Here is a 17,663-nt window from a genome sequence, read left to right as displayed (position 1 = left end):
GGCGGCCTGCCGCCGCCACCTCACCCAAGACAGACCAAAGGGCCGCCACCCCTCAAGGGGTGGCGGCCCTCGGCCCGGCCGGTCCTGCCTACGGGGCGGGGGCGAACACGCTGAGCTGGGGTTTCGCAGTTCACGATGGTCTGCGGCGGCGGCATGCACCGGACGCGGTCCGTTCGGGTCACGCACCGTTGCTGCGGCGCGGCTTCGGGGTGCTCGCCTACTACGCCATCGCCAACGCCTCCGCCTGGACGCTCGCCCCGGACGAGGGCCGACCGGCGCGGATCATCCCCGTCGTCGGGCTTGCCGGCTGCCTCGTCCTCGCGTTCGCCCTGCCGGCCTCGTCGGTGCTTTCCGGCGCCGTGGTGCTGGCCGCCGGCGCCGCTGCCTACGCGGTGCGTCGCGCGGTGACCGCACGTAGGGCCTGACCAGCACACCGGCCGCCATCACAGGGCGACACCGACACCTTTACCGACCTGTGACCCACGTCACATGTGCTTCCTGTCAGGAATCGGGGCGCTGTCCCGCTCAAGTCACCGAGAGCCCAGCGGAGCGAACCGACAGGAGCATCACATGAAGCACCGCATCGTCGTCCTCGGCGCCGGCTATGCCGGGACCTACGTGGCCGGGAACCTAGCCCGTCGGCTGTCCCCGGCGGACACCGAGATCACCGTGGTCAACGCCGTGCCGGACTTTCTCGAGCGGCTGCGGCTCCACCAGGTCGCCGCCGGCCAGGAGATCGAAACCCAGAAGCTCGCCGACATTTTCGCGGACACGGGGATACGGCTGCACCTGGCCCGCGTCACCGCCGTCGACCCCGAGCGCCAGGTCGTCATTGTGGCTGGCGCCAACGGCGGTGACGAACTCGGCTACGACACGCTTCTCTACGCGCTCGGCAGCCACGGCGACGACCGGAGCGTCCCAGGTGTGGCTGAGCACGCCTTCGACGTCGCCGCCCGGCCCTCGGCGCTGCGCCTGCGCGAGCGCCTGGACAGCCTGCGGGAAGGCGGGAACGTGCTGGTCGTCGGCGACGGGCTGACCGGTATCGAGACCGCCACCGAGATCGCCGAATCCCGGCCCGGCCTGTCGGTGACGCTGGTCGCCCGCGGCGAGCTCGGCGCCCAGCTCTCCGCCGCAGCCCGCGGCCACCTGCGCCGGGCCTGCGACCGGCTGGGCATCACCGTCATGGAACACACCAGCGTCGAAGCCGTCGAAGCGACACGAGTCCTGTGCGCCGACGGCACCGCCGTAGCGTCCGACGCAACCGTGTGGACCGCCGGGTTCGCGGTCAGCCCGATTGCCGCCGCTGCCGGCTTGGAGGTCACCGAGAACGGCCGGATCGTCGTCGACCGCACCATGCGCTCGCTCTCGCACCCGAACGTCTACGCCGCTGGCGACAGCGTCTACGCCATCGGCGACAACGGCCGACCGCTGCCGATGTCCTGCGCCACGGCCGGCTACACCGGCAGGCAGGCCATGAAGGCCATCGTGGGGCGCCTGACCGGCAGCAAGATCGGACACGTCAAGCTGGACTACCTGGGCAACCACATCAGCCTCGGGCGGCAGGACGGGATCCTGCAGATGGTCGACCACGAAGCGCACGCAAGGCCGAAGTACATGGGCGGCCGGAAGGCCGCACGGATCAAGGCGGGCATCCTCAAGATGTCGATGTGGACCAACTCGCACCCGACCTTCTGCGTGCCCAAGCGCAAGCGCCACCTGGCCGCCGCGCCGGACGCGTCCGCCGCGAAGGCGCTCCCGTACGCGCAGGACGCCCCCGCCGACAAGGCGGTCGCGTAGCCGCCTAGGGTGATCCACATGGGCAGCACCGTCAGTGATCGCTTCGACACCAGTCGGTTCGAGGCCAGCCGAAACAGGCTGGCCTCGCTCGCGTACCGTCTGCTCGGCTCTGCCTCCGACGCCGAGGACGCCGTTCAGGACGCGTTCCTGCGCTGGCAAGCCGCCGATCGGCAGCAGATCGAGGTCCCGGAAGCGTGGCTGACCAAGGTCGTCACCAACCTGTGCCTCGACCGGCTCCGCTCGGCACAGGTGCGCCACGAGCGAGCGGTCGGCGCTTGGCTGCCCGAACCGCTCCTGGAGGGCGACCCGATGCTCGGCCCGGCCGACACCATTGAGCAGCGGGAATCGGTTTCCCTGGCCGTACTGACCCTGATGGAACGCCTCTCGCCGGTCGAGCGAGCCGTCTACGTCCTGCGCGAGGCATTCTCGTACAGCCACGCCGAGATGGCCCAGATCCTCGACATCACCGAGTCCGCGAGCCAACAGCATGTCCACCGAGCCCGGACCCGGATTGCCGCCGAGCGCCGCCGAGGCGGCGAGGTCGACCCTGCGTCCGCGCGCCGGGTCGTCGAGGAGTTCCTTGTCGCGGCCGCGTCGGGGCGCACCGAACGGCTGGTGGCGCTGCTCACCGACGATGTGATGGCACTCTCGGACGGCAACGGGCTGGCCAAACGGCTGTTGCGGTACACGACGCCCGAACAGGTTGCCTCCCACGTGCGGGCCGGCTTCAAGCCGACGCCTGCGAAGCGGCGGCTGGCAGGCGGCTCCCCCACGTTCCATTTCGCGCTGGTCAACGGCTCCCCGGCCGTCCTCGCCGTGATCGACCACCGGGTCGTGGGCGCCGTGGCGTTCGAAGTCCATGACGGGAAGGTCGCGTCCCTGCGCGGCATCGCCGCAGCGGGCAGGCTCGCGCGCCTCAACGAGGCTTGGCGGCAGCACGAACCCGACGCTCCGGTCATTGCCGCATGGTGACCGGATCGGCCGACCAGGTCTCCGGCCTGCCTCAAGGTCACCTTGAGTGGCGCGTACCCGTCCACGATCTGCCGGGCCCGTTCCACGACGAGGGGCCACCGGATCCGTTCACGAGCCATACCGGTACATGTACCCCTCCGCGCGACCGCCGGCCCCCGGGATACAGATAGACCTCTCCCCTCGGCTATCGCGAGGTAAGAGGTGTCGTTTTCCGAAGGGGGCTTGCCCATGGCCTCTGACCTGCACGAATGGAAGATCACCAGCTTCGGGGGGTCCCACCTCCGGTCACACCTGCGGTCCCCCGCCTAGTGCACCCCTGCAGGCAACTGTCCAGCCCCCTTCCGGTGCAACCTTCCTGCGGGCCGGGGTGCGGCCGCCGGCCACCCGTTCCGGGGAGGCTTGCCCAGGTGCGCTGAACGGGTGGAGGCCGGGCCTGTGGCGTGCCTGCGCCGCCGGGGAGCGGTTGTGGGTTCAGCGGACCGATCGGCCCGTGCACGGATCACGTCTGCGAGGCAGAGCATGGGACGACACAAGCTGCACAAGCCGCGCGCGCCGCGCGGTGAGGGCGGGCAGCCGACGGAGTGGTTCGGCACCGCGTTCCACTCCGTCCTGGGGATGCTGCACCTGGACGTCCGCCGGTCCGGCAACGGCATCCTGATCACCTCCTCCCCTGCCGAGATCGACGGGGCCCCGGCTTCGTGGCAGCTGCGCCTGCGCAACGACGACGACGGCCAGGGCCTGAACGAGACGGGCTCAGCTCTTTAGTGACCTTCGGCCACGGCACCCGTTGATCAGCCCATGACGAAGCGACACACCCTCACCACCGCCGTTCTCACCCTCGGCGCGGCCATTCTCGCCGCCGTACCCGCACACGCGGACATCACTGATGGCAGCGCCAACAACCTCGACATCATCGACCACATCTCGGCGCTGACCACGAACATCAACAGCGACCCGACCACCAGCGAAGTCAGGAACGCCAACACCCGCGCCGACGGACACAAGAACAACAGCACCTTCCAGTAAAGCCCCCCGCGCAGCACGACCTCGCGGAGTCGATGACTGCCTGCCGTGTCCCGGCTGCTACCGGCCCGTCTACAGCAGCTCTTCCTCGCACACCCTCATCGGCGCCACCCCGTTCCCCGTCGTCGGGCTGTGCAGGCTGTGCGCCGACGGCAGCACCCTCCGCGCGCTGCGCCAGGCCGAAGTCCCCGTCGACCCGCAGCAGCGCGCCGTCCTGGAGACCGTAGCCGCCGCGATGGCGTAGCCGGGCCGCCGGCCCTGGGCAAGCCGCCCGCACAGGTGGCTTGCCCAGGCACCCAGGCTTGCCCGGACGCCAGCTTCAGCATCAGGGTCATCCGCTGCACCAGGGTCGGCGCAGCTGGCGGGTGTCTCTCCTGGCTAGCTCTCGGAGGGTTTCGCAGACGGCGGCAGGGCCATGTCGAGGAGCGCGTCGATGGTCTTCTCGCCCAGCTTGCTGTCGAGGTGGAGGGATCGGCGGATGATTTTCCCGACCGTCTCCGGGTCCACGTTCAGCCGTGTGTGAGCGTCCAGGCAGATCTCGCTCAGGAGGTTCGCGGTGTGGTCCGGCTTTCGCTGGACGTACCAGTCGAAGATCTGGACCACGTCGCGGCGGAGGGTGCCGAGCCACATTCCGCTCCTCCTCTTCTGGACGCCTGTGGCCAGATGGGAGAGCACTGCCTCGATGAGCGTCGTGCGCAGCGCCGACATGGGGACAAGGCTTTCGGTTCCCACCGTGAGGGAGACCGCGGGCCACCAGGCAAGGGTCTTGGCCGCCTCCTCGGTCTGCTTCCCGTCCCCCTGGATGACCTTGGTGAGGCGGTTGTGGTCGGCGACGAGCCCCTGGGGCTGCGGGGTGCCGAAAGAGGTGGTGGCGGAGAGGAGTGCGCCGGGGCCCTGGGCGCGGTGATGTTGTTCAGCCCAGTCCCCGGCCACGGGCCGCGACCACAGCGGTCCGCCTGCGCCGTGGGCCTGCGGTTCGGGCATCTTGTGGTCTTCGAATTTCGGGTCCGGGAGGTCGTCCTCGGGGATGTTCGCGATCTTCGCCAGCCCGGCGCGGTCCACTAGGCTGCCCGGCTCCAGTTCGGGAGCCTTCAGGTCGACGACGCACTCGAAAGGGCGACCGCTACCCGGCTGGTCCACCGACGCCGGCCGCACCGAGGACATCGGGTGGCGCCAGGCCCGCTCCACGCTGCTCGAGGTCGTCGCACGCCACCACCACGCTCACCTGCTCGCCGCCATCGTCGAGCTCGGCGGTGAGCTGGAGCTCCCAGCTACCCGTAACGGGCGCTTCAGGGGCGCGGTCATCCCAGAAGGCTGCGCGGTCAGCGCCGGCCGCCGCCGATGCGGCGGTCGTCGGCCAGTGCGGTCAGCGGGCCGAACTCGCGGGCAAGCTGGTTCCACGTCAGAACCTCGCCACAGCGGGCCGGGAACTCCTTCGGGTTGAACTCGGGCATGGTCCAGGTGCCAGTGCCCCGGTCCCGCAGCCACAGGTCCCCGTCACCGTCGACCACAGTCGGCGGGACCGGTACGGGCTCGGCCTGATCGGTGGGCTCCCAGGTGACCCGGCCCGGGTGGGAAACGCGGCGCAGCTCGGTGGTGGCCAGCCGCGCGGCCAAGTCACGGGTGGACTCTTCGGCGTCCTTGACCGACGCGAGTCGGAATGCGTCGTCAAGTACGGGCAGGGCTGGATTCTTGCTGCGCTTTGAACTCATACGCTGACTACCTCCGGTGGGGGGCGTCACATCCGTTATGGCACCCCGTAGAGGAACACGGTATCCGAGGCGGGAGCCGGGCCGGCTACGACCACTGTCCAGGTGGAGGCGCCGGCACACCGGGCGGTGGGGCCAGGGTGGTGAGCTGGTCCACGGCGGGGCGCAGCGGGGCCGGGACGGCCTCGATCCGGCGCTCACTGCGGGCTGCCGCCCGCGTGCTCTGGATGTCTGTGGGGGCGTCGAGGAAGAGGTGGGTGTGGCGGTTCCGGGAACGGATCTCTTGAGGTGCCTGCTGATGGAGCGGCCAGAGGTCAGGTTGATCTCGGTGAACCTGACCGAGCACGGCGTTGACGCCGTTGACGGCCGCGAATACGGCTCAGGGAGCCCCTGCTCTCAGGGTAGCCAGACGCCTCTGCCCGGGGATCAGAAGCAGGCACTCAGACAGCGGCCTTCAGGGCCTTACAGCTCTGACACAAGGGGCTGGCCCCGTGGCCGTACCTGCAACACGGCTGGTGGCTTCTCTGCACCGACAGCGAGATCGAGGCCGTCATCGAAGCGCCGGCCGAAGACCTCATCACGTTCCGACAAGTCCTCACCCAGGTGCTCGGCTACGGACGTGCGGACGCCGTACCCACGCGTGTAGGCATCTGATCGGCCTCTCCTTGAGACTCGGAAGCGCCCTGCCCAACGAGCCAGAGATGATGCAATTGACACCCCAGCATCTCGCGGCTGGCCGGCCGCGCAGCCACACACTTGACCTTCACCACCCGCCTGCGCTTTCTATCTGTATCGCCAGCCACACGAGCGGTGCCGCTGCCAGAACGATCAGCACCAGACAGCACGGAACCTGGGACGGCCCCTTGAGTGGCTCGGCTGCTACCTGCGGGGCCACTCGGCGCACGTCGTCGGCGTTATACCACTCCTTGTGGGCGTACCCCGTAGTGGTCAGCCAGCTCTCCGTTCCCATCCGCACCCCATGGGCCAGCGCATTCACATGCACCGAGTGAGTACGGACGCCCGGCCACAAGTAGCTCACCTCGCGAGCCGTCAGCATGACCTTCTCTTCGTGCGCCATATTCCGCCCTTCCCCCGGCAGCCGGTGGCATGACATCATGAACTGTCCCATAGTCAGGCGCAGTTCGTCCCCCTATCGATCCTCGGCGTTCCGACGCGGCGATCCGCTTCCCGGGCCCCGAACGCCTGGCGCGAGCAGGTTGGCGCTCGTCATCGAGAACGGGCGGTCAGGGTCCGACCGCCGCCCTACCCCGAATCACGGCGCCGGGGCGTGAGCACCGTCAGTGCAGTCAACAAGCCAGCGCACGCACGGTCCGGACTGGGATGGGGCCCAGGTCGCGACTGCGGTGCGTGGAGTGGGGGTGCTCATGAGCGGGTTCGTCTCGGCGGGCGGCACTGTAGTGAACCGTTTCGCCGACCCGGCATTCCCGCCGACACACAGCAGCACACGGACGCCACAAGCAGTCACCAGACCGCGCTCCAGTATCTGGGTAGCAGGGGTCCTGGAAGGGGTGCAACACGGTGGTGCAACGCGCTCGCGCAACAGCGCGTTGCACGCGTTGCGCCAGGTCAAGACCGCAACACACGGTTGCGTTCGACCGCGTTGCACCGCCTGTGTTGCAGGGCACCCGCGTGCAGACGGCGGGACTACCTCCTGCCGTCCGCGCCCCAGCCGCCGAGGAAGTCGGCCAGGGCACGGCGCTGCTCTTCCTCGCGGGCGATCTGCTGCGCGAGCACGGTGCGGTCGATGTAGGGGTCGACGGCGGCGAGGACCAGGCGCTGGAGTTCGGCCGGCTCCAATGCCTCCACCTCCCACTGGACCGGGCGCTCGATGTCGAAGCCGTAGCGGCGGGCGAAGGCCGGCCACCTCGGGTCGCCGCTCTTGCCCTCGGTCGCCGGGAGCCCGTACGCGCGTACCTGCTCGTAGGTGAGCAGCACCCGGGTCACCGAGCTCCAGCAGCCCGTGCGCTCCACCCAATCCCGCTCGATGTCCTCGCCGGAGCAGTCGAAATCGCCGACGATTCTCCGGGGCGCCACGAGCGTGCGGTTCGAATTCACGCAGCTCAGAAGCTATCGGGACGATCATAGCGGGAGCAACATGTGTGGTGCACGGACACGCTCGACGATTCACCCGGAACGCGATGGACAGAGTCAGGACAAACAGGTAACCGGGCGGCTGTCGCCGTACGACGCATCGCCGCTCTCAAAGATCATCATTCCGGTCCCCCAAAGTCCGGGCTGGTGGAGTCCGGAGCAAGAGCGTCCCGGAGGAACGGCATGATGCCGCGCTCCACCAGGGCGTCGTGCCAGGCGTCTTTGGCCCGGGCGACCTCCTTGGTCAGATCGAGATCGTCGTAGGGGCCAGCGTCCAGCGCGGGAGGGTTACGCAGAGCCGTGAGCAGCAGGCCTACGACGGCGGCAAGGATCGCGGCCGCCGTCACGGCGCCGAACACCCAGCCGGTGGTGACGATGGTTTTGGCGATGCCCGGATCGGGGTCGACCATCTTGAGCAGGTAGCCGACGAGCAGGAAGATTGCCGATGCCATGCCGGTGAGTACAGGTGTCAGGACCGCGGCAACGGCGCCGACGCCCGCGCCGGTGGTCTCGGAGGCTTCTCCCATGCTGGCGACGAGCCCCATCGTGCCCGTGCCCGGCTCGGTGGAGCCGGGTTCGTGGAAGGACGACGGGGTGGACGGCGCCGGGTGGCGTAGTTCGTTGCGGATCTTCACGTAGTGCTGGTATTCGCTGGCGGCGGCCACCGTGATGAGTGCGGTGGCGTTGAGCACCATGGGGCGAAGCAGTTCGGGGTAGAGCCACTGTCCGACACCCGCCAGTTCCGGGCGTTCTGGTGCGGAGCGCAGCACATCATCGAGGATCCGCTCGTACTCCTGGCGGTCCTCGCTCAGCAGGTGCCGCGGAGCGCTGCCGTATCCGTACAAGGGGCGCCTCTTCTCCTACTGGGCCCGTGGAGGCGGGCTTTGGTGTGTGCGGCGTCGGGGCGGCTCGTGCGGTCGACGTGCCGTTCTTTCGCTTACGCTTCGTTCCGCGCCAATGCGTTGGACCAGTCGCGAGTCTGCCCGGATGCCCCAGGTCAGCAAAGGCTCCCAAGGGCACCCAGACCAGCGCCGTCTCATGACATGGGTGCCAGGGAACCGCGACCGGCGAAGTGGTGACCACCTTCAGACCGGACGATGTAGACCCCGGATCCAGGAGGGTCCTCCACTGATGTTCTGCGGATGCGATCCGCCCACTCAGGAGTGGGCCACCGCGTGCTGCTGTCCCAACGGACCCCTCCAAGGCCGAACCCACCAGGATCCACGGTAGTGAGGTCGGCGCCAACGAAGTCATTGGCCGCGGCAGTCAGGTTGTCACGGGCATCGATGAGGGCGAGGCCGAGCGTGGGCGCGAGGGAGTGGGCGAGGATGCGGTCAAGGTCGACGGCACGTGCGAAGGTCCGAGCGAGGATGATGGCACCGCCGAGGTCGCCGGCGCGCTCGAGTTCGGCGGCAAGGTCACGGATGGCATACATGCTCTGTTCGAGTGCAAGGTTCCGGGCACCCTCGCGGGCGGGGGTGCGGTCACGACCGATGGCTGTAGCAGCAGTCGCCAGTGATTCTGAGATCCTCTGAAGGTCGCCGCGACGTTGCAAACGCACCAGTGCAGGCCTGGACTTCCAGTGATCCGTTACGTCAACAAGCCTCTGCCCTGGTGGGTGGGAGGACGTAGCGCGTCTGCCCGGCCGATACGGACGAGGTACTGCGGGAGTGTGTGAGGCATGCAGCAGGCCGGAAGCCTGCAGGGGCGGCCGGAAGCCAGGAGAGCGACGTGAGAACACAGCCAGGACGCGGCCCAAGAAGGACTCCGCAGCAATGGTCACGCCGCACCCCTCCGGCCGTCGGATCCTGCTCCGCGGCAACGCCCGTGTCCAGCTGTGGATTCCCTGCTGAGGGACTACCCGTCGGAGGTCCCGGTAGAGCACCACTCGGCTGCCCAGGGCCAGGCTGCTGCCCGTTTATGTCGCCCAGAGCAGCCCGCCCCGCACTCCTAACCATCAACGGCACCAGCGTGCTGACCTGCTGGACAGCGGACAGCGCACCCAGCCCAATAAGAAACGCCGCCAGGGGATTCGTGCTCAGCGGATAGCTGGCTGCCACCACACCGGTCAGGGATCCGCTGACGAGCAGCCGCAGCACCCCGGCGACGCAATACGCCTTCCAGCCGGGGGCGGGCAGGTGCTCCTCACCGGGCCGCACGTCAGCTCGGCGCTGGGGCGGATCAACAGTGTCCGACTGGACGTTCCACGGCATCTGACGGTGCCACTTAATGGACTTGACGACGTCGACGGCCTCCATGGAGGCGCCGCCCGCCGCTCCCACCACCGCAGCCATGAACCAATCCATGATCCGAGGCTAGAGGCCAATCAGGTGGATGGGATGCAGTTCTTCGTAACAACGCCCTCAGACACCACACATAGCGTTGATAAAAAACCCGGGAGGCTTCCTAGTACTGCAACGGCGTTTGGTGTGACTGGTGGCCAGGTTGGTCGTTGGTCTGGATATGGGTGGGGTACTTGGTGATGTGAGGGCGTGGGCGGCGGGTCTGGGTGAGGTGCATGAGCGGTTCGTGCACCGGTTTGCCCGGTCGGAGCCGCGTGAGTCGGCACTGGCGTATATGCGGGGTCTGGTATCTCCGCTGGAGCGGAAGAACGGCTGGACACTCGCGGAAGAGGCTGGGCATGGGGGCCCGGACCGCATGCACCGGCTGCTGAACCGGTGCGACTGGGACGCTGATGAAGTCCTCGACGACGTCCGCGACTACGTCTTCGAGCATCTCGGTGACCCCGAAGCGGTCCTGATCGTGGACGACACCGGCTTCCTGAAGAAGGGCATCCGCTCGGCCGGCGTCCAGCGCCAATACTCGGGAACGGCGGGCCGCACGGAGAACTGCCAGGTCGGTGTCTTCCTCGCCTATGCCGGCGAACGCGGTCGCACGCTGATCGACCGCCGCTTGTATCTGCCCACGTCGTGGACCGATGACCGGGAACGGTGCCGGGCCGCGGGCATCGAGGACACGGTCGCCTTCGAGACGAAAGTGGTCATCGCCAAGGCGATGGTCCGCCGGGCGATCGCGGAGAAGATCCCGTTCCGCTGGGTGACCGCGGACGCTGCCTACGGCTTCTCCAAGGGCTGGCGGACCGAGTTGGAGCGGGCTGATGTCTTCCACGTCATGGCCACCACCCGGCACGACACTGTCGTCTCCCGCTGGGCCATGGACCACCCGGTCCACGACCTGTTCAACGGCCTTGCGAGGCAGAAGTGGAAGCGTCGTTCCTGCGGGATGGGCGCCCACGGCCCGCGGGTCTACGACTGGGCACGCGTGGAGGTCCGGCCCTGGCACCGCGAGGACCGCCGGCACTGGGTCATCGCCCGCCGAAGCGTGAGCCGGCCCGACCAGATCTCCTTCTACATCGCCTACTGCCCCGCCGAGACCACCCTCGACGAACTCATTCACGTTGCGGGCAGCCGGTGGGCGGTCGAGGAATGCTTCCAGACCGCGAAACAGGAATGCGGCCTGGACGACTACCAGGTCCGCCGATATCCCGGCTGGCACCGCCACATCACCCTCGCCATGGCCGCCCACGTCTGCCTCACCGTCCTGAAGGCCCGCGAGGCCAACACAGGGAAAGCAGAAACGGATCCTCCCAGCTCATACCCCTCACCCTCCCCGAAATCCGACGCCTGATCACCCGCCTCACCCACCGCCGACCAGCACCCGTCGAACACGTCCTGCACTGGTCACACTGGCGCCGCAGACGACAGTTCCAGGCCCGCACCAGCCACTACAAACAACGCGGCCACACACCACCAGAGACTGCCAACCTGTCAGAGCAAAGACCGTTGCAGTACTAGGGCTGCCACAGGTGACGGAAGGCCGCCGCCGCGGTCAGCAGTACGACCCAGACGGCCACGGTGATCAGGATCCGTGTCACGCCGCTGCCGCCGAAGAAGGAGCCGACCACAACCGAGGTGGTCAGGAATGCGACTGCCGAGCCTTCGAGAGCCCTGAGGGCGCGGGCGGCACGCTTCGGGTCGAAGCCGCAGAGCGCGGTGCGCGCCGACACCACCGCGTCCGAGCGGGCACCGGGGTTGCTCGAGGTGAAGTCTTCGAGAGCTGTGAGCGCCTGCTGACGGTGGGCCGGCTTGTTGAGAGCGATCAACACCAGGGCTCGGACGGACTGGATCTGAGTCTGGTTTTCCATCGGGAGAGAAGGATCACGGCAGGCCGCAGCCTAGTCTTCCGGACGCGATGGCCTTCACCCTGGCGTCCACCAGGTGCTGCTTGACCAGCTACTTTGCCGGGAGCCCGTGCCTCACCGAGGCGCCGACGATCAGCGTGGGCGGCACGGACCGGTGGCGGAGCTTCCAGACCAGAGCTTGCCGGGAGCGGCACTTCACTTTGCGAGACGGCTGGTCAGCACCTACATACAGTGGGAACCATTGCCACGAACACCCACACCATCCGACGTAGGTGTTCCGCACTCGGGCGGCCTGAGCGCACGCTACCTCCTCGTTCAGAGCGCCAGCGTGCGCCAGCCCTGGGTGATCTGGTCGCGGAGAGCTGCCGCCGTCTCCGTCGGGGTGTGGTTCGGGCCCTGGTGGGCCGTCAGTAGCTCTATCAACGCCGTACCGTCCGTCGGGCGGCCCGTTGGGTCGACGGTCAGCGCGCGGGCGACGGCGGCCGCGAGAGCTGGGTCGAGTGCCTGTACCGCCGCCAGCGCGGCCGGTTCGGGTCCGGTGTCGACGATCCGACGGATCACAGCTCCCGCACTGGTCGCCGTGAACGGGCTGGTGCCGTGCGCCGCGCACACCACACAGCACGCCCACGCCCAGATGTCGGCGGCCGTGCTGACGCGCTCGTCGCCGAACTGCTCCGGCGCCATGTACGTCAGGGTCCCCGGTCCACCGCCGGTGCGGGTGAGCCTGGTGCCGTCCACGATCGACGCGATGCCGAAATCGAGCAGACGCGGCCCGGCGGTGGTCAGCATGATGTTGGCCGGCTTGAGGTCCCTGTGGACCAGGCCGAGCCGATGCACCCCGGAGAGGGCCACGGCCAGTGCCAGCGCCAGGGCCCGCAGCGCCTCGGGGGAACGGATCGGCCCCTGCTCCCGCAGATGGACGTCGAGGGGCCGCCCGTCCAGCAACTCCATGACCAGGTAGGGGCGTCCGGCGTCCACTCCGGAGTCGAGCACCCGGGCGGTGTAGGCACCGGACACCATGGCCAGCACCTCCGCCTCGCGCTCGAAACGGCGCAACAGCTCGTTATGGTCCAGCAGTTCGGGATTTATGGTCTTCAGCGCCACCTGCGTTGCTGCCCCCTCCCTCCGGGCGAGGTACACCGTCCCCATCCCGCCGGCTCCTATGCGCCCGAGCAGGTGGTACCCGCCGATCGTCCGCGGCTCGTGCGGCCGAAGCTCCTGGTACGCGACCTGCGGCGCTGCACCGGCACTGGCCCCCCGATCTGCCTGCGTCGGCACATACGGGGCCAGCTGCGCGGGCTGGGTCGCGGGCGGCAGTGGTCGTGCAGCGGAACTGGCGCCGGACCGGACCCTGCGGCTCGTCACGAAGGCGACGGCCTGGAACAGTAGGGCCGCCAGGAGCAGACCGGCAGGTGCAAACAGGCCGAGCACGGCACGGAGGGCGAACAGGGCGGCCAGCCGACGGCGGTCCGACAGGGTGGTCCAAGCCCCCGCAGGCCCTCCGGAGGCCATTAGGTTGCGCTGCGTGCGGAGCCACAGCAGCAGCCAGGCCACCAGCGTCGCGAACACCTCGGCGAGGAACAAGATCCCGTCGGCCTGGGCGCGCCCGTCCGGGCCGTCCGGGCCGTCCAGCACGATGATCAAGGACCCAATCGGCGCCACTCTGAGGCCGAAGCCGGGGATGAGACGGGAAGCCATCAGTAACCACACCAGGGCGGCAGCGCCCACGAGTCCTACCGCCAGCTCCCCGATGAGCGCCGCGGGCATCCCCTGCGGCGGCGCGGTCCCGTCCCGGGCAGCTGACCCCCGCTGACGCACGCGTTCCTGAACGCGCAACAGCAGTGGCAGTGACGCCAACCGCGCCCCCAGCACCGGCCCAGCCACGGCTAGGACGCTCGGCTCCAGCAAATTCCCCACAGATTCCGCCATGCGTCCCCCTGTGCCTCCCCCTGCGGACTGAGCAGAGGGAGTATAGATCCGCTGCCAAAATTAATCCGAACGAAACGGCCCAGCCGCACCACCACGTCAACCCCCGAAGTACTTCCAGAGCCGACCACTAAGACCGTGTCCTACATGGCTCGTTGACCGTTGTGGTGGGCATGGGGAGTGGACGGTGGGGATGGATCGTTCCGGATGGACTGTGGGAGATAGTGCGGCCGTTGTTGCCGCCGGCACGGGTCCGGCCGCAAGGTGGCGGGATCGCGAACATCGATGATGAGGCGGTCTTCGCCGCCATCATCTACGTGCTGGTCAGCGGGTGCGCCTGGCGGGCCCTGCCTCCGTGCTTCGGGGCGTCGAAGTCGACTGTGCACCGCCGGTTTGTCATCTGGTCGCGGGCCGGGGTCTGGGGCCGGCTTCACCAGAAGGTCCTCCAGCTCCTGGACGAACAGGGCCTGGTCGACCTCTCCCGTTCGGTACTCGACTCCGCACACGTCCGCGCTAAAAGTGCCCCTATGGTTTTCGTCAAGCCGTGACTGTGGTGGGTGGCTGGTAGAAGGTGCCGTCACGGAGCATGGCGAAGAGGACGTCGATGCGGCGGCGGGCGAGGCAGACGAGGGCTGCGACGTGGTGTTTTCCCTCTCGTCGTTTCCTGTCGTAGTAGGCGCGTGAGTCCGGCTGTGAGAGGGAGGCGAATGCGGCGAGGTAGAAGGCGCGCTTGAGCTGCCGGTTGCCTCGCCTGGACGGGTGTTCACTGCGGATGGACGAGCCGGATCTGCGGGTGGCGGGCGCGAGGCCTGCGTAGGCGGCCAGGTGCCCGGCGGTGGAGAAGCCGCTGCCGTCACCGACGTCGACGAGGATGCGGGCCGCGGTCCTGACCCCGATGCCGGGCATCGAGATCAGGACCTGGGAAAGAGGGTGGGCCTCCAGCAGTTCCTCGATCCTGCTGGCCAGGAGCTTGCGCTGGTCGAGTACTGCGGCCAGCGAGCCGGCGAGGCTGGGAATGATCAAGGATGCGGCCTCGGTGCCGGGAACGATGACGGTCTGCTCGTCCAGTGCGGTGAAGATGTCCTCAACGAGACGTTCGGCCATGCGCGGTGCTTTGGGCCGCAGCATCGTTGTCAGGCGCCGCCTGCCGGCCTTCCTCAACTGAGAGGGCGATCCGTAACGTTCCAGCAGGATCAGGACCGCCGGATGATCCAGACGAGGGCCCAGGACCCGCTCGAGCGAGGGATGGATCTGGGTGAGGAGGCCGCGCATGCGGTTCTTGACCCGGGTCACCTCGCCGGCGAGGTCGTCGTCGAAACCAATGATCATGTTCAGCTCGGCGACCGTTTCGTCATCCGGAGCCAGGTCGCGCAGGGTGTGCGGCATCGTCCGGGCGGCATCCGCGATGATCGCCGCGTCACGAGCGTCGGTCTTCGACTCACCTGGATACAGATCGGCGATCCGCCGCATCGTCAGCCCTGGAAGGTAGGCCACGCGGCAGCCCGCGTCGCGGGCAACGGCCAGCGGCAGAGCCCCGATCGAGGCCGGCTGGTCCACTACGACCAGCACGGTTCCGTGCCTGGCCTGCAGTTTCGTAAACAGCTCCCGCAACCGCGGTTCACTGTTCGGCAGCGGTTTGTCGAACACTCTCTTGCCCGCCGGGGTGATGGCCGTGCCGTGATGCTCACCCTTGCCGACGTCCAGGCCGAGGTAGACATCGATCTCGCCCTCGTGGTGCATAACCCCTCCCCAGCAGACCCTTCCCAGCCTCCGCTGCGGCATCAGCGTGCCGGCATCCACGTTACGAAGGCCTGCTTCACCTCGACGAGCAAGGTGAGCGGTCATGCCCCTGATCAGCGGTCTGCCAATGCCTCCCGGCCCGGTGACACCACTTTTTCGACCATGATCGACAAGGGGCTCAAGTCATACCGGACCCGGAGACCGGGAACCCCATTGCGGGGCCACGAAGAAGGTAACTGTGATAGTCGACCTGCGGCCCGGGTTGGGTTGCTGCCAGGCTGGCGTTGGCGTTCCGGCATGACCCAGAACGGTAACTGGCGGCTCGTCAGAGCTTGCCGTGCCCCCGAGATGTCTGCCGGACGTCGACGTCGGCCTGGCCCACCCCGTTGGCCTGATCAGCAGCTTGTCCGCCATCTCGACGTGACTCATCACAGTTCTGCCACGCGGTGACTCCACCCAGGCCGGCGTCGACCACGGTCGTCCAGCCCTCGAAGGAGAACAACCGCGTGACCATGCTCGCAGAACACGTCGACGGCGTCATCGGCGTCGATACTCACCGAGACACTCTTGCCGCCGCGGCCGTCAGCCCCATCGGCGCCGTCCTGGCCAGCACCGATTCGCCGGCCAACGCCCGGGGTTACCAGCTGCTGCTGGACTTCGCCCACCAGCACGTTCCCGGCCGCCGCTGCTGGGCTCTGGAAGGGACAGGCTCATACGGCGCCGGACTTGCCGCCTTCCTGGACGCGGCTGGCGAAAGCGTCGTCGAGGTGTGCCGGCCCAAGCGTCCAGTCATCCGGGGCGGACGCAAGACCGACATGCTTGACGCCGTCCGCGCAGCCAGGGAGGCTCTGGCCACCGAACACCTCATCCACCCACGACGCCGCGGTGAACGCGAGGCGCTTCGCGTCCTTCTCACCACCCGCCAGAGCGCCGTCCTCGCCAGCACGGCTGCGATCAACCTGCTCAAGGCTCTGATCATCTCGGCGCCCGACGAGCTCCGCGTCGAACTCCGAGGCTTGAAAAGCAAGGACCAGGTAGCTCACTGCGCGAAGCTCCGGGACCGGCCGACCCAGAGCATCGAACACCGTATGACCGTTCGTGCACTGCGAAGTGCCGGTCAGCGGATCGAAGCCCTGCGTTCTGAAGCGAAGGAACTCGAGCTGGAACTCCTCGCGCTCGTTCGCACCGTCGCTCCCGAACTGCTCGCGCTGCAGGGCATCGGGCCCATCAGTGCCGCTCAGATCTTGATCAGCTGGTCGCACGCCGGGCGCTTCCGGTCAGAGGCAGCGTTCGCGGCCTTCGCAGGCGTCGCTCCAATCCCCGCTTCGTCAGGCCTGACCAACCGGCACAGGATCAACCGCAGCGGAGACCGACAGCTCAACCGGGCCCTCCATACGATCACCTTGATCCGCATCCGTCTCGATCCGATCACCCGTGCCTACGTTGCCCGCCGAATCAGCGAGGGGAAGACCGCGAGGGACGCCCAACGCTGCCTCAAGCGCGCCATCTGCCGACAGCTCTTCAAGCTCCTCGAACGCGGAGACCAGCGCACACGGCGAATCACCGCTGATGATCTCCCTCAAGCAGCTTGACTTGATATAGCAGCCTCGGGGGCGAACTCACAGGTCCGAGTCCCGTGGACCGGGGCAAGTCAGGTTCCAAGATGCACGTCCTGTCGGACGCGGATGGACTGCCCCTACGCGTCGGACTCTCCGCGGCGAACACCCACGACAGCCTCGGGCTGAAGCCGATGCTGTCTCATTTCCACATGGGACACGAATCCCACGCAGCCGATTCCAAGCCGACACGACTCCACGCGGACAAGGCCTACGACATCCCCCACCTGCGGCGATGGCTCTGGGGCAAGCGGATCGGGGTCCGCATCGCCCGCAAGGGCATCGAGTCCAGCGAACGATTGGGTCGCCGCCGGTGGGTGATCGAGCGGACGATGTCCTGGCTTACCGGCTACCGCCGGCTCAACCACCGCTATGAGCGGAACCCCGGCAACTACCTGGCCTTTCTCGGCCTGGCCGCAGCCATCTGCTGCTACAAACGCTTCCTCAACCTCACCATGTAGGACACGGTCTAATACTGCAACGGTCTTTGCTCTGACAGGTTGGCAGTCTCTGGTGGTGTGTGGCCGCGTTGTTTGTAGTGGCTGGTGCGGGCCTGGAACTGTCGTCTGCGGCGCCAGTGTGACCAGTGCAGGACGTGTTCGACGG

Annotated in this window: 15 protein-coding genes and 3 pseudogenes; 9 read left to right on the top strand and 9 right to left on the bottom strand. The window is 68.0% G+C overall.

Translation table 11 applies throughout. The features are described 5' to 3' along the window. Nucleotides 1-203: 203 nt before the first annotated feature. From JIW86_RS39870 to JIW86_RS39850, 5 genes and pseudogenes are all read left to right on the top strand, one after another. Nucleotides 204-425 (top strand): annotated as a pseudogene (locus JIW86_RS39870) (amino acid permease); the annotation flags it as partial. A gap of 145 nt (nucleotides 426-570) precedes the next feature. Then, complete coding sequence (locus JIW86_RS39865; protein ID WP_257559145.1) at nucleotides 571-1,797, top strand: NAD(P)/FAD-dependent oxidoreductase; 1,227 nt, start codon at nucleotides 571-573, stop codon at nucleotides 1,795-1,797. An 18-nt stretch (nucleotides 1,798-1,815) separates the two neighbouring features. Beyond that, complete coding sequence (locus tag JIW86_RS39860) at nucleotides 1,816-2,769, top strand: sigma-70 family RNA polymerase sigma factor (protein ID WP_257559144.1); 954 nt, start codon at nucleotides 1,816-1,818, stop codon at nucleotides 2,767-2,769. A 519-nt stretch (nucleotides 2,770-3,288) separates the two neighbouring features. Further along, entirely contained in the window at nucleotides 3,289-3,534 is a 246-nt protein-coding gene (locus tag JIW86_RS39855; protein ID WP_257559143.1) for a hypothetical protein, read from the top strand. Nucleotides 3,535-3,567: 33 nt separating this feature from the next. Continuing rightward, nucleotides 3,568-3,795: a hypothetical protein gene (locus JIW86_RS39850; protein ID WP_257559142.1), complete on the top strand. Its 228-nt coding sequence runs from the start codon at nucleotides 3,568-3,570 to the stop codon at nucleotides 3,793-3,795. A gap of 375 nt (nucleotides 3,796-4,170) precedes the next feature. On the opposite strand, the gene JIW86_RS39845 is transcribed toward JIW86_RS39850, so the two are convergent. The 6 genes from JIW86_RS39845 to JIW86_RS39820 all read right to left on the bottom strand — a co-directional run bounded on the left by JIW86_RS39845 (nucleotide 4,171) and on the right by JIW86_RS39820 (nucleotide 9,168). Then, nucleotides 4,171-4,980 (bottom strand): hypothetical protein, encoded by an 810-nt coding sequence (locus JIW86_RS39845; protein ID WP_257559141.1) that lies wholly within the window; start codon nucleotides 4,978-4,980, stop codon nucleotides 4,171-4,173. 134 nt (nucleotides 4,981-5,114) lie between these two features. Beyond that, nucleotides 5,115-5,504, bottom strand: coding sequence for a hypothetical protein (locus JIW86_RS39840; protein WP_079403197.1), 390 nt, complete (start codon nucleotides 5,502-5,504; stop codon nucleotides 5,115-5,117). A 760-nt stretch (nucleotides 5,505-6,264) separates the two neighbouring features. After that, nucleotides 6,265-6,579 (bottom strand): hypothetical protein, encoded by a 315-nt coding sequence (locus JIW86_RS39835; RefSeq protein WP_257552091.1) that lies wholly within the window; start codon nucleotides 6,577-6,579, stop codon nucleotides 6,265-6,267. Nucleotides 6,580-7,166: 587 nt separating this feature from the next. Continuing rightward, nucleotides 7,167-7,577 carry a hypothetical protein gene (locus JIW86_RS39830; protein WP_257559140.1) on the bottom strand — a complete coding sequence of 137 codons (411 nt, stop codon included), beginning with the start codon at nucleotides 7,575-7,577 and terminating at the stop codon, nucleotides 7,167-7,169. A gap of 155 nt (nucleotides 7,578-7,732) precedes the next feature. Further along, the gene (locus tag JIW86_RS39825) at nucleotides 7,733-8,458 is read right to left on the bottom strand and encodes a hypothetical protein (protein ID WP_416237648.1); all 726 of its coding nucleotides are present in this window, start codon (nucleotides 8,456-8,458) and stop codon (nucleotides 7,733-7,735) included. Between the two features lie 191 nt (nucleotides 8,459-8,649). After that, nucleotides 8,650-9,168, bottom strand: a complete 519-nt coding sequence (locus tag JIW86_RS39820; protein WP_257559139.1) for a hypothetical protein — start codon at nucleotides 9,166-9,168, stop codon at nucleotides 8,650-8,652. 908 nt (nucleotides 9,169-10,076) lie between these two features. Here JIW86_RS39820 and JIW86_RS39815 point away from each other — a divergent pair. Beyond that, the gene (locus tag JIW86_RS39815; protein WP_257552446.1) at nucleotides 10,077-11,261 is read left to right on the top strand and encodes an IS701 family transposase; all 1,185 of its coding nucleotides are present in this window, start codon (nucleotides 10,077-10,079) and stop codon (nucleotides 11,259-11,261) included. A gap of 163 nt (nucleotides 11,262-11,424) precedes the next feature. On the opposite strand, the gene JIW86_RS39810 is transcribed toward JIW86_RS39815, so the two are convergent. Beyond that, nucleotides 11,425-11,778 (bottom strand): hypothetical protein, encoded by a 354-nt coding sequence (locus tag JIW86_RS39810; protein ID WP_257559138.1) that lies wholly within the window; start codon nucleotides 11,776-11,778, stop codon nucleotides 11,425-11,427. A gap of 312 nt (nucleotides 11,779-12,090) precedes the next feature. Continuing rightward, nucleotides 12,091-13,410, bottom strand: coding sequence for a serine/threonine-protein kinase (locus JIW86_RS39805; RefSeq protein WP_257559622.1), 1,320 nt, complete (start codon nucleotides 13,408-13,410; stop codon nucleotides 12,091-12,093). A gap of 464 nt (nucleotides 13,411-13,874) precedes the next feature. On the opposite strand from JIW86_RS39805, the pseudogene JIW86_RS39800 reads away from it, so the two are divergent. Continuing rightward, a pseudogene (locus JIW86_RS39800) lies at nucleotides 13,875-14,219 on the top strand (transposase); the annotation flags it as partial. A 19-nt stretch (nucleotides 14,220-14,238) separates the two neighbouring features. On the opposite strand, the gene JIW86_RS39795 reads toward JIW86_RS39800, so the two are convergent. Beyond that, nucleotides 14,239-15,441, bottom strand: a complete 1,203-nt coding sequence (locus JIW86_RS39795; RefSeq protein ID WP_257552070.1) for an IS110 family transposase — start codon at nucleotides 15,439-15,441, stop codon at nucleotides 14,239-14,241. Nucleotides 15,442-15,953: 512 nt separating this feature from the next. Between JIW86_RS39795 and JIW86_RS39790 the strand changes: the two genes are divergently transcribed. Together JIW86_RS39790 and JIW86_RS39785 are read left to right on the top strand one after the other, a co-directional pair. Beyond that, entirely contained in the window at nucleotides 15,954-17,033 is a 1,080-nt protein-coding gene (locus tag JIW86_RS39790) for an IS110 family transposase (RefSeq protein WP_257559180.1), read from the top strand. Between the two features lie 17 nt (nucleotides 17,034-17,050). Continuing rightward, nucleotides 17,051-17,518, top strand: a pseudogene (locus JIW86_RS39785) (IS5 family transposase); the annotation flags it as partial. Nucleotides 17,519-17,663: the final 145 nt, after the last annotated feature.

The sequence above is a fragment of the Streptomyces sp. NBC_00162 genome, assembly GCF_024611995.1.
GTDB lineage: Bacteria > Actinomycetota > Actinomycetes > Streptomycetales > Streptomycetaceae > Streptomyces.
Note: the sequence above shows the minus strand (reverse complement) of the source record. Positions and strands in the feature narration are given on the sequence as shown.

What these genes read in the sequence shown, in the direction of transcription:
- JIW86_RS39795 (WP_257552070.1), bottom strand. Translation starts at nt 15,441, where the DNA reads ATGCACCACGAGGGCGAGATCGATGTCTACCTCGGCCTGGACGTCGGC.
- JIW86_RS39815 (WP_257552446.1), top strand. Translation starts at nt 10,077, where the DNA reads ATGGGTGGGGTACTTGGTGATGTGAGGGCGTGGGCGGCGGGTCTGGGT.
- JIW86_RS39860 (WP_257559144.1), top strand. Translation starts at nt 1,816, where the DNA reads ATGGGCAGCACCGTCAGTGATCGCTTCGACACCAGTCGGTTCGAGGCC.
- JIW86_RS39865 (WP_257559145.1), top strand. Translation starts at nt 571, where the DNA reads ATGAAGCACCGCATCGTCGTCCTCGGCGCCGGCTATGCCGGGACCTAC.
- JIW86_RS39810 (WP_257559138.1), bottom strand. Translation starts at nt 11,778, where the DNA reads ATGGAAAACCAGACTCAGATCCAGTCCGTCCGAGCCCTGGTGTTGATC.
- JIW86_RS39850 (WP_257559142.1), top strand. Translation starts at nt 3,568, where the DNA reads ATGACGAAGCGACACACCCTCACCACCGCCGTTCTCACCCTCGGCGCG.
- JIW86_RS39855 (WP_257559143.1), top strand. Translation starts at nt 3,289, where the DNA reads ATGGGACGACACAAGCTGCACAAGCCGCGCGCGCCGCGCGGTGAGGGC.
- JIW86_RS39790 (WP_257559180.1), top strand. Translation starts at nt 15,954, where the DNA reads ATGCTCGCAGAACACGTCGACGGCGTCATCGGCGTCGATACTCACCGA.
- JIW86_RS39840 (WP_079403197.1), bottom strand. Translation starts at nt 5,504, where the DNA reads ATGAGTTCAAAGCGCAGCAAGAATCCAGCCCTGCCCGTACTTGACGAC.
- JIW86_RS39835 (WP_257552091.1), bottom strand. Translation starts at nt 6,579, where the DNA reads ATGGCGCACGAAGAGAAGGTCATGCTGACGGCTCGCGAGGTGAGCTAC.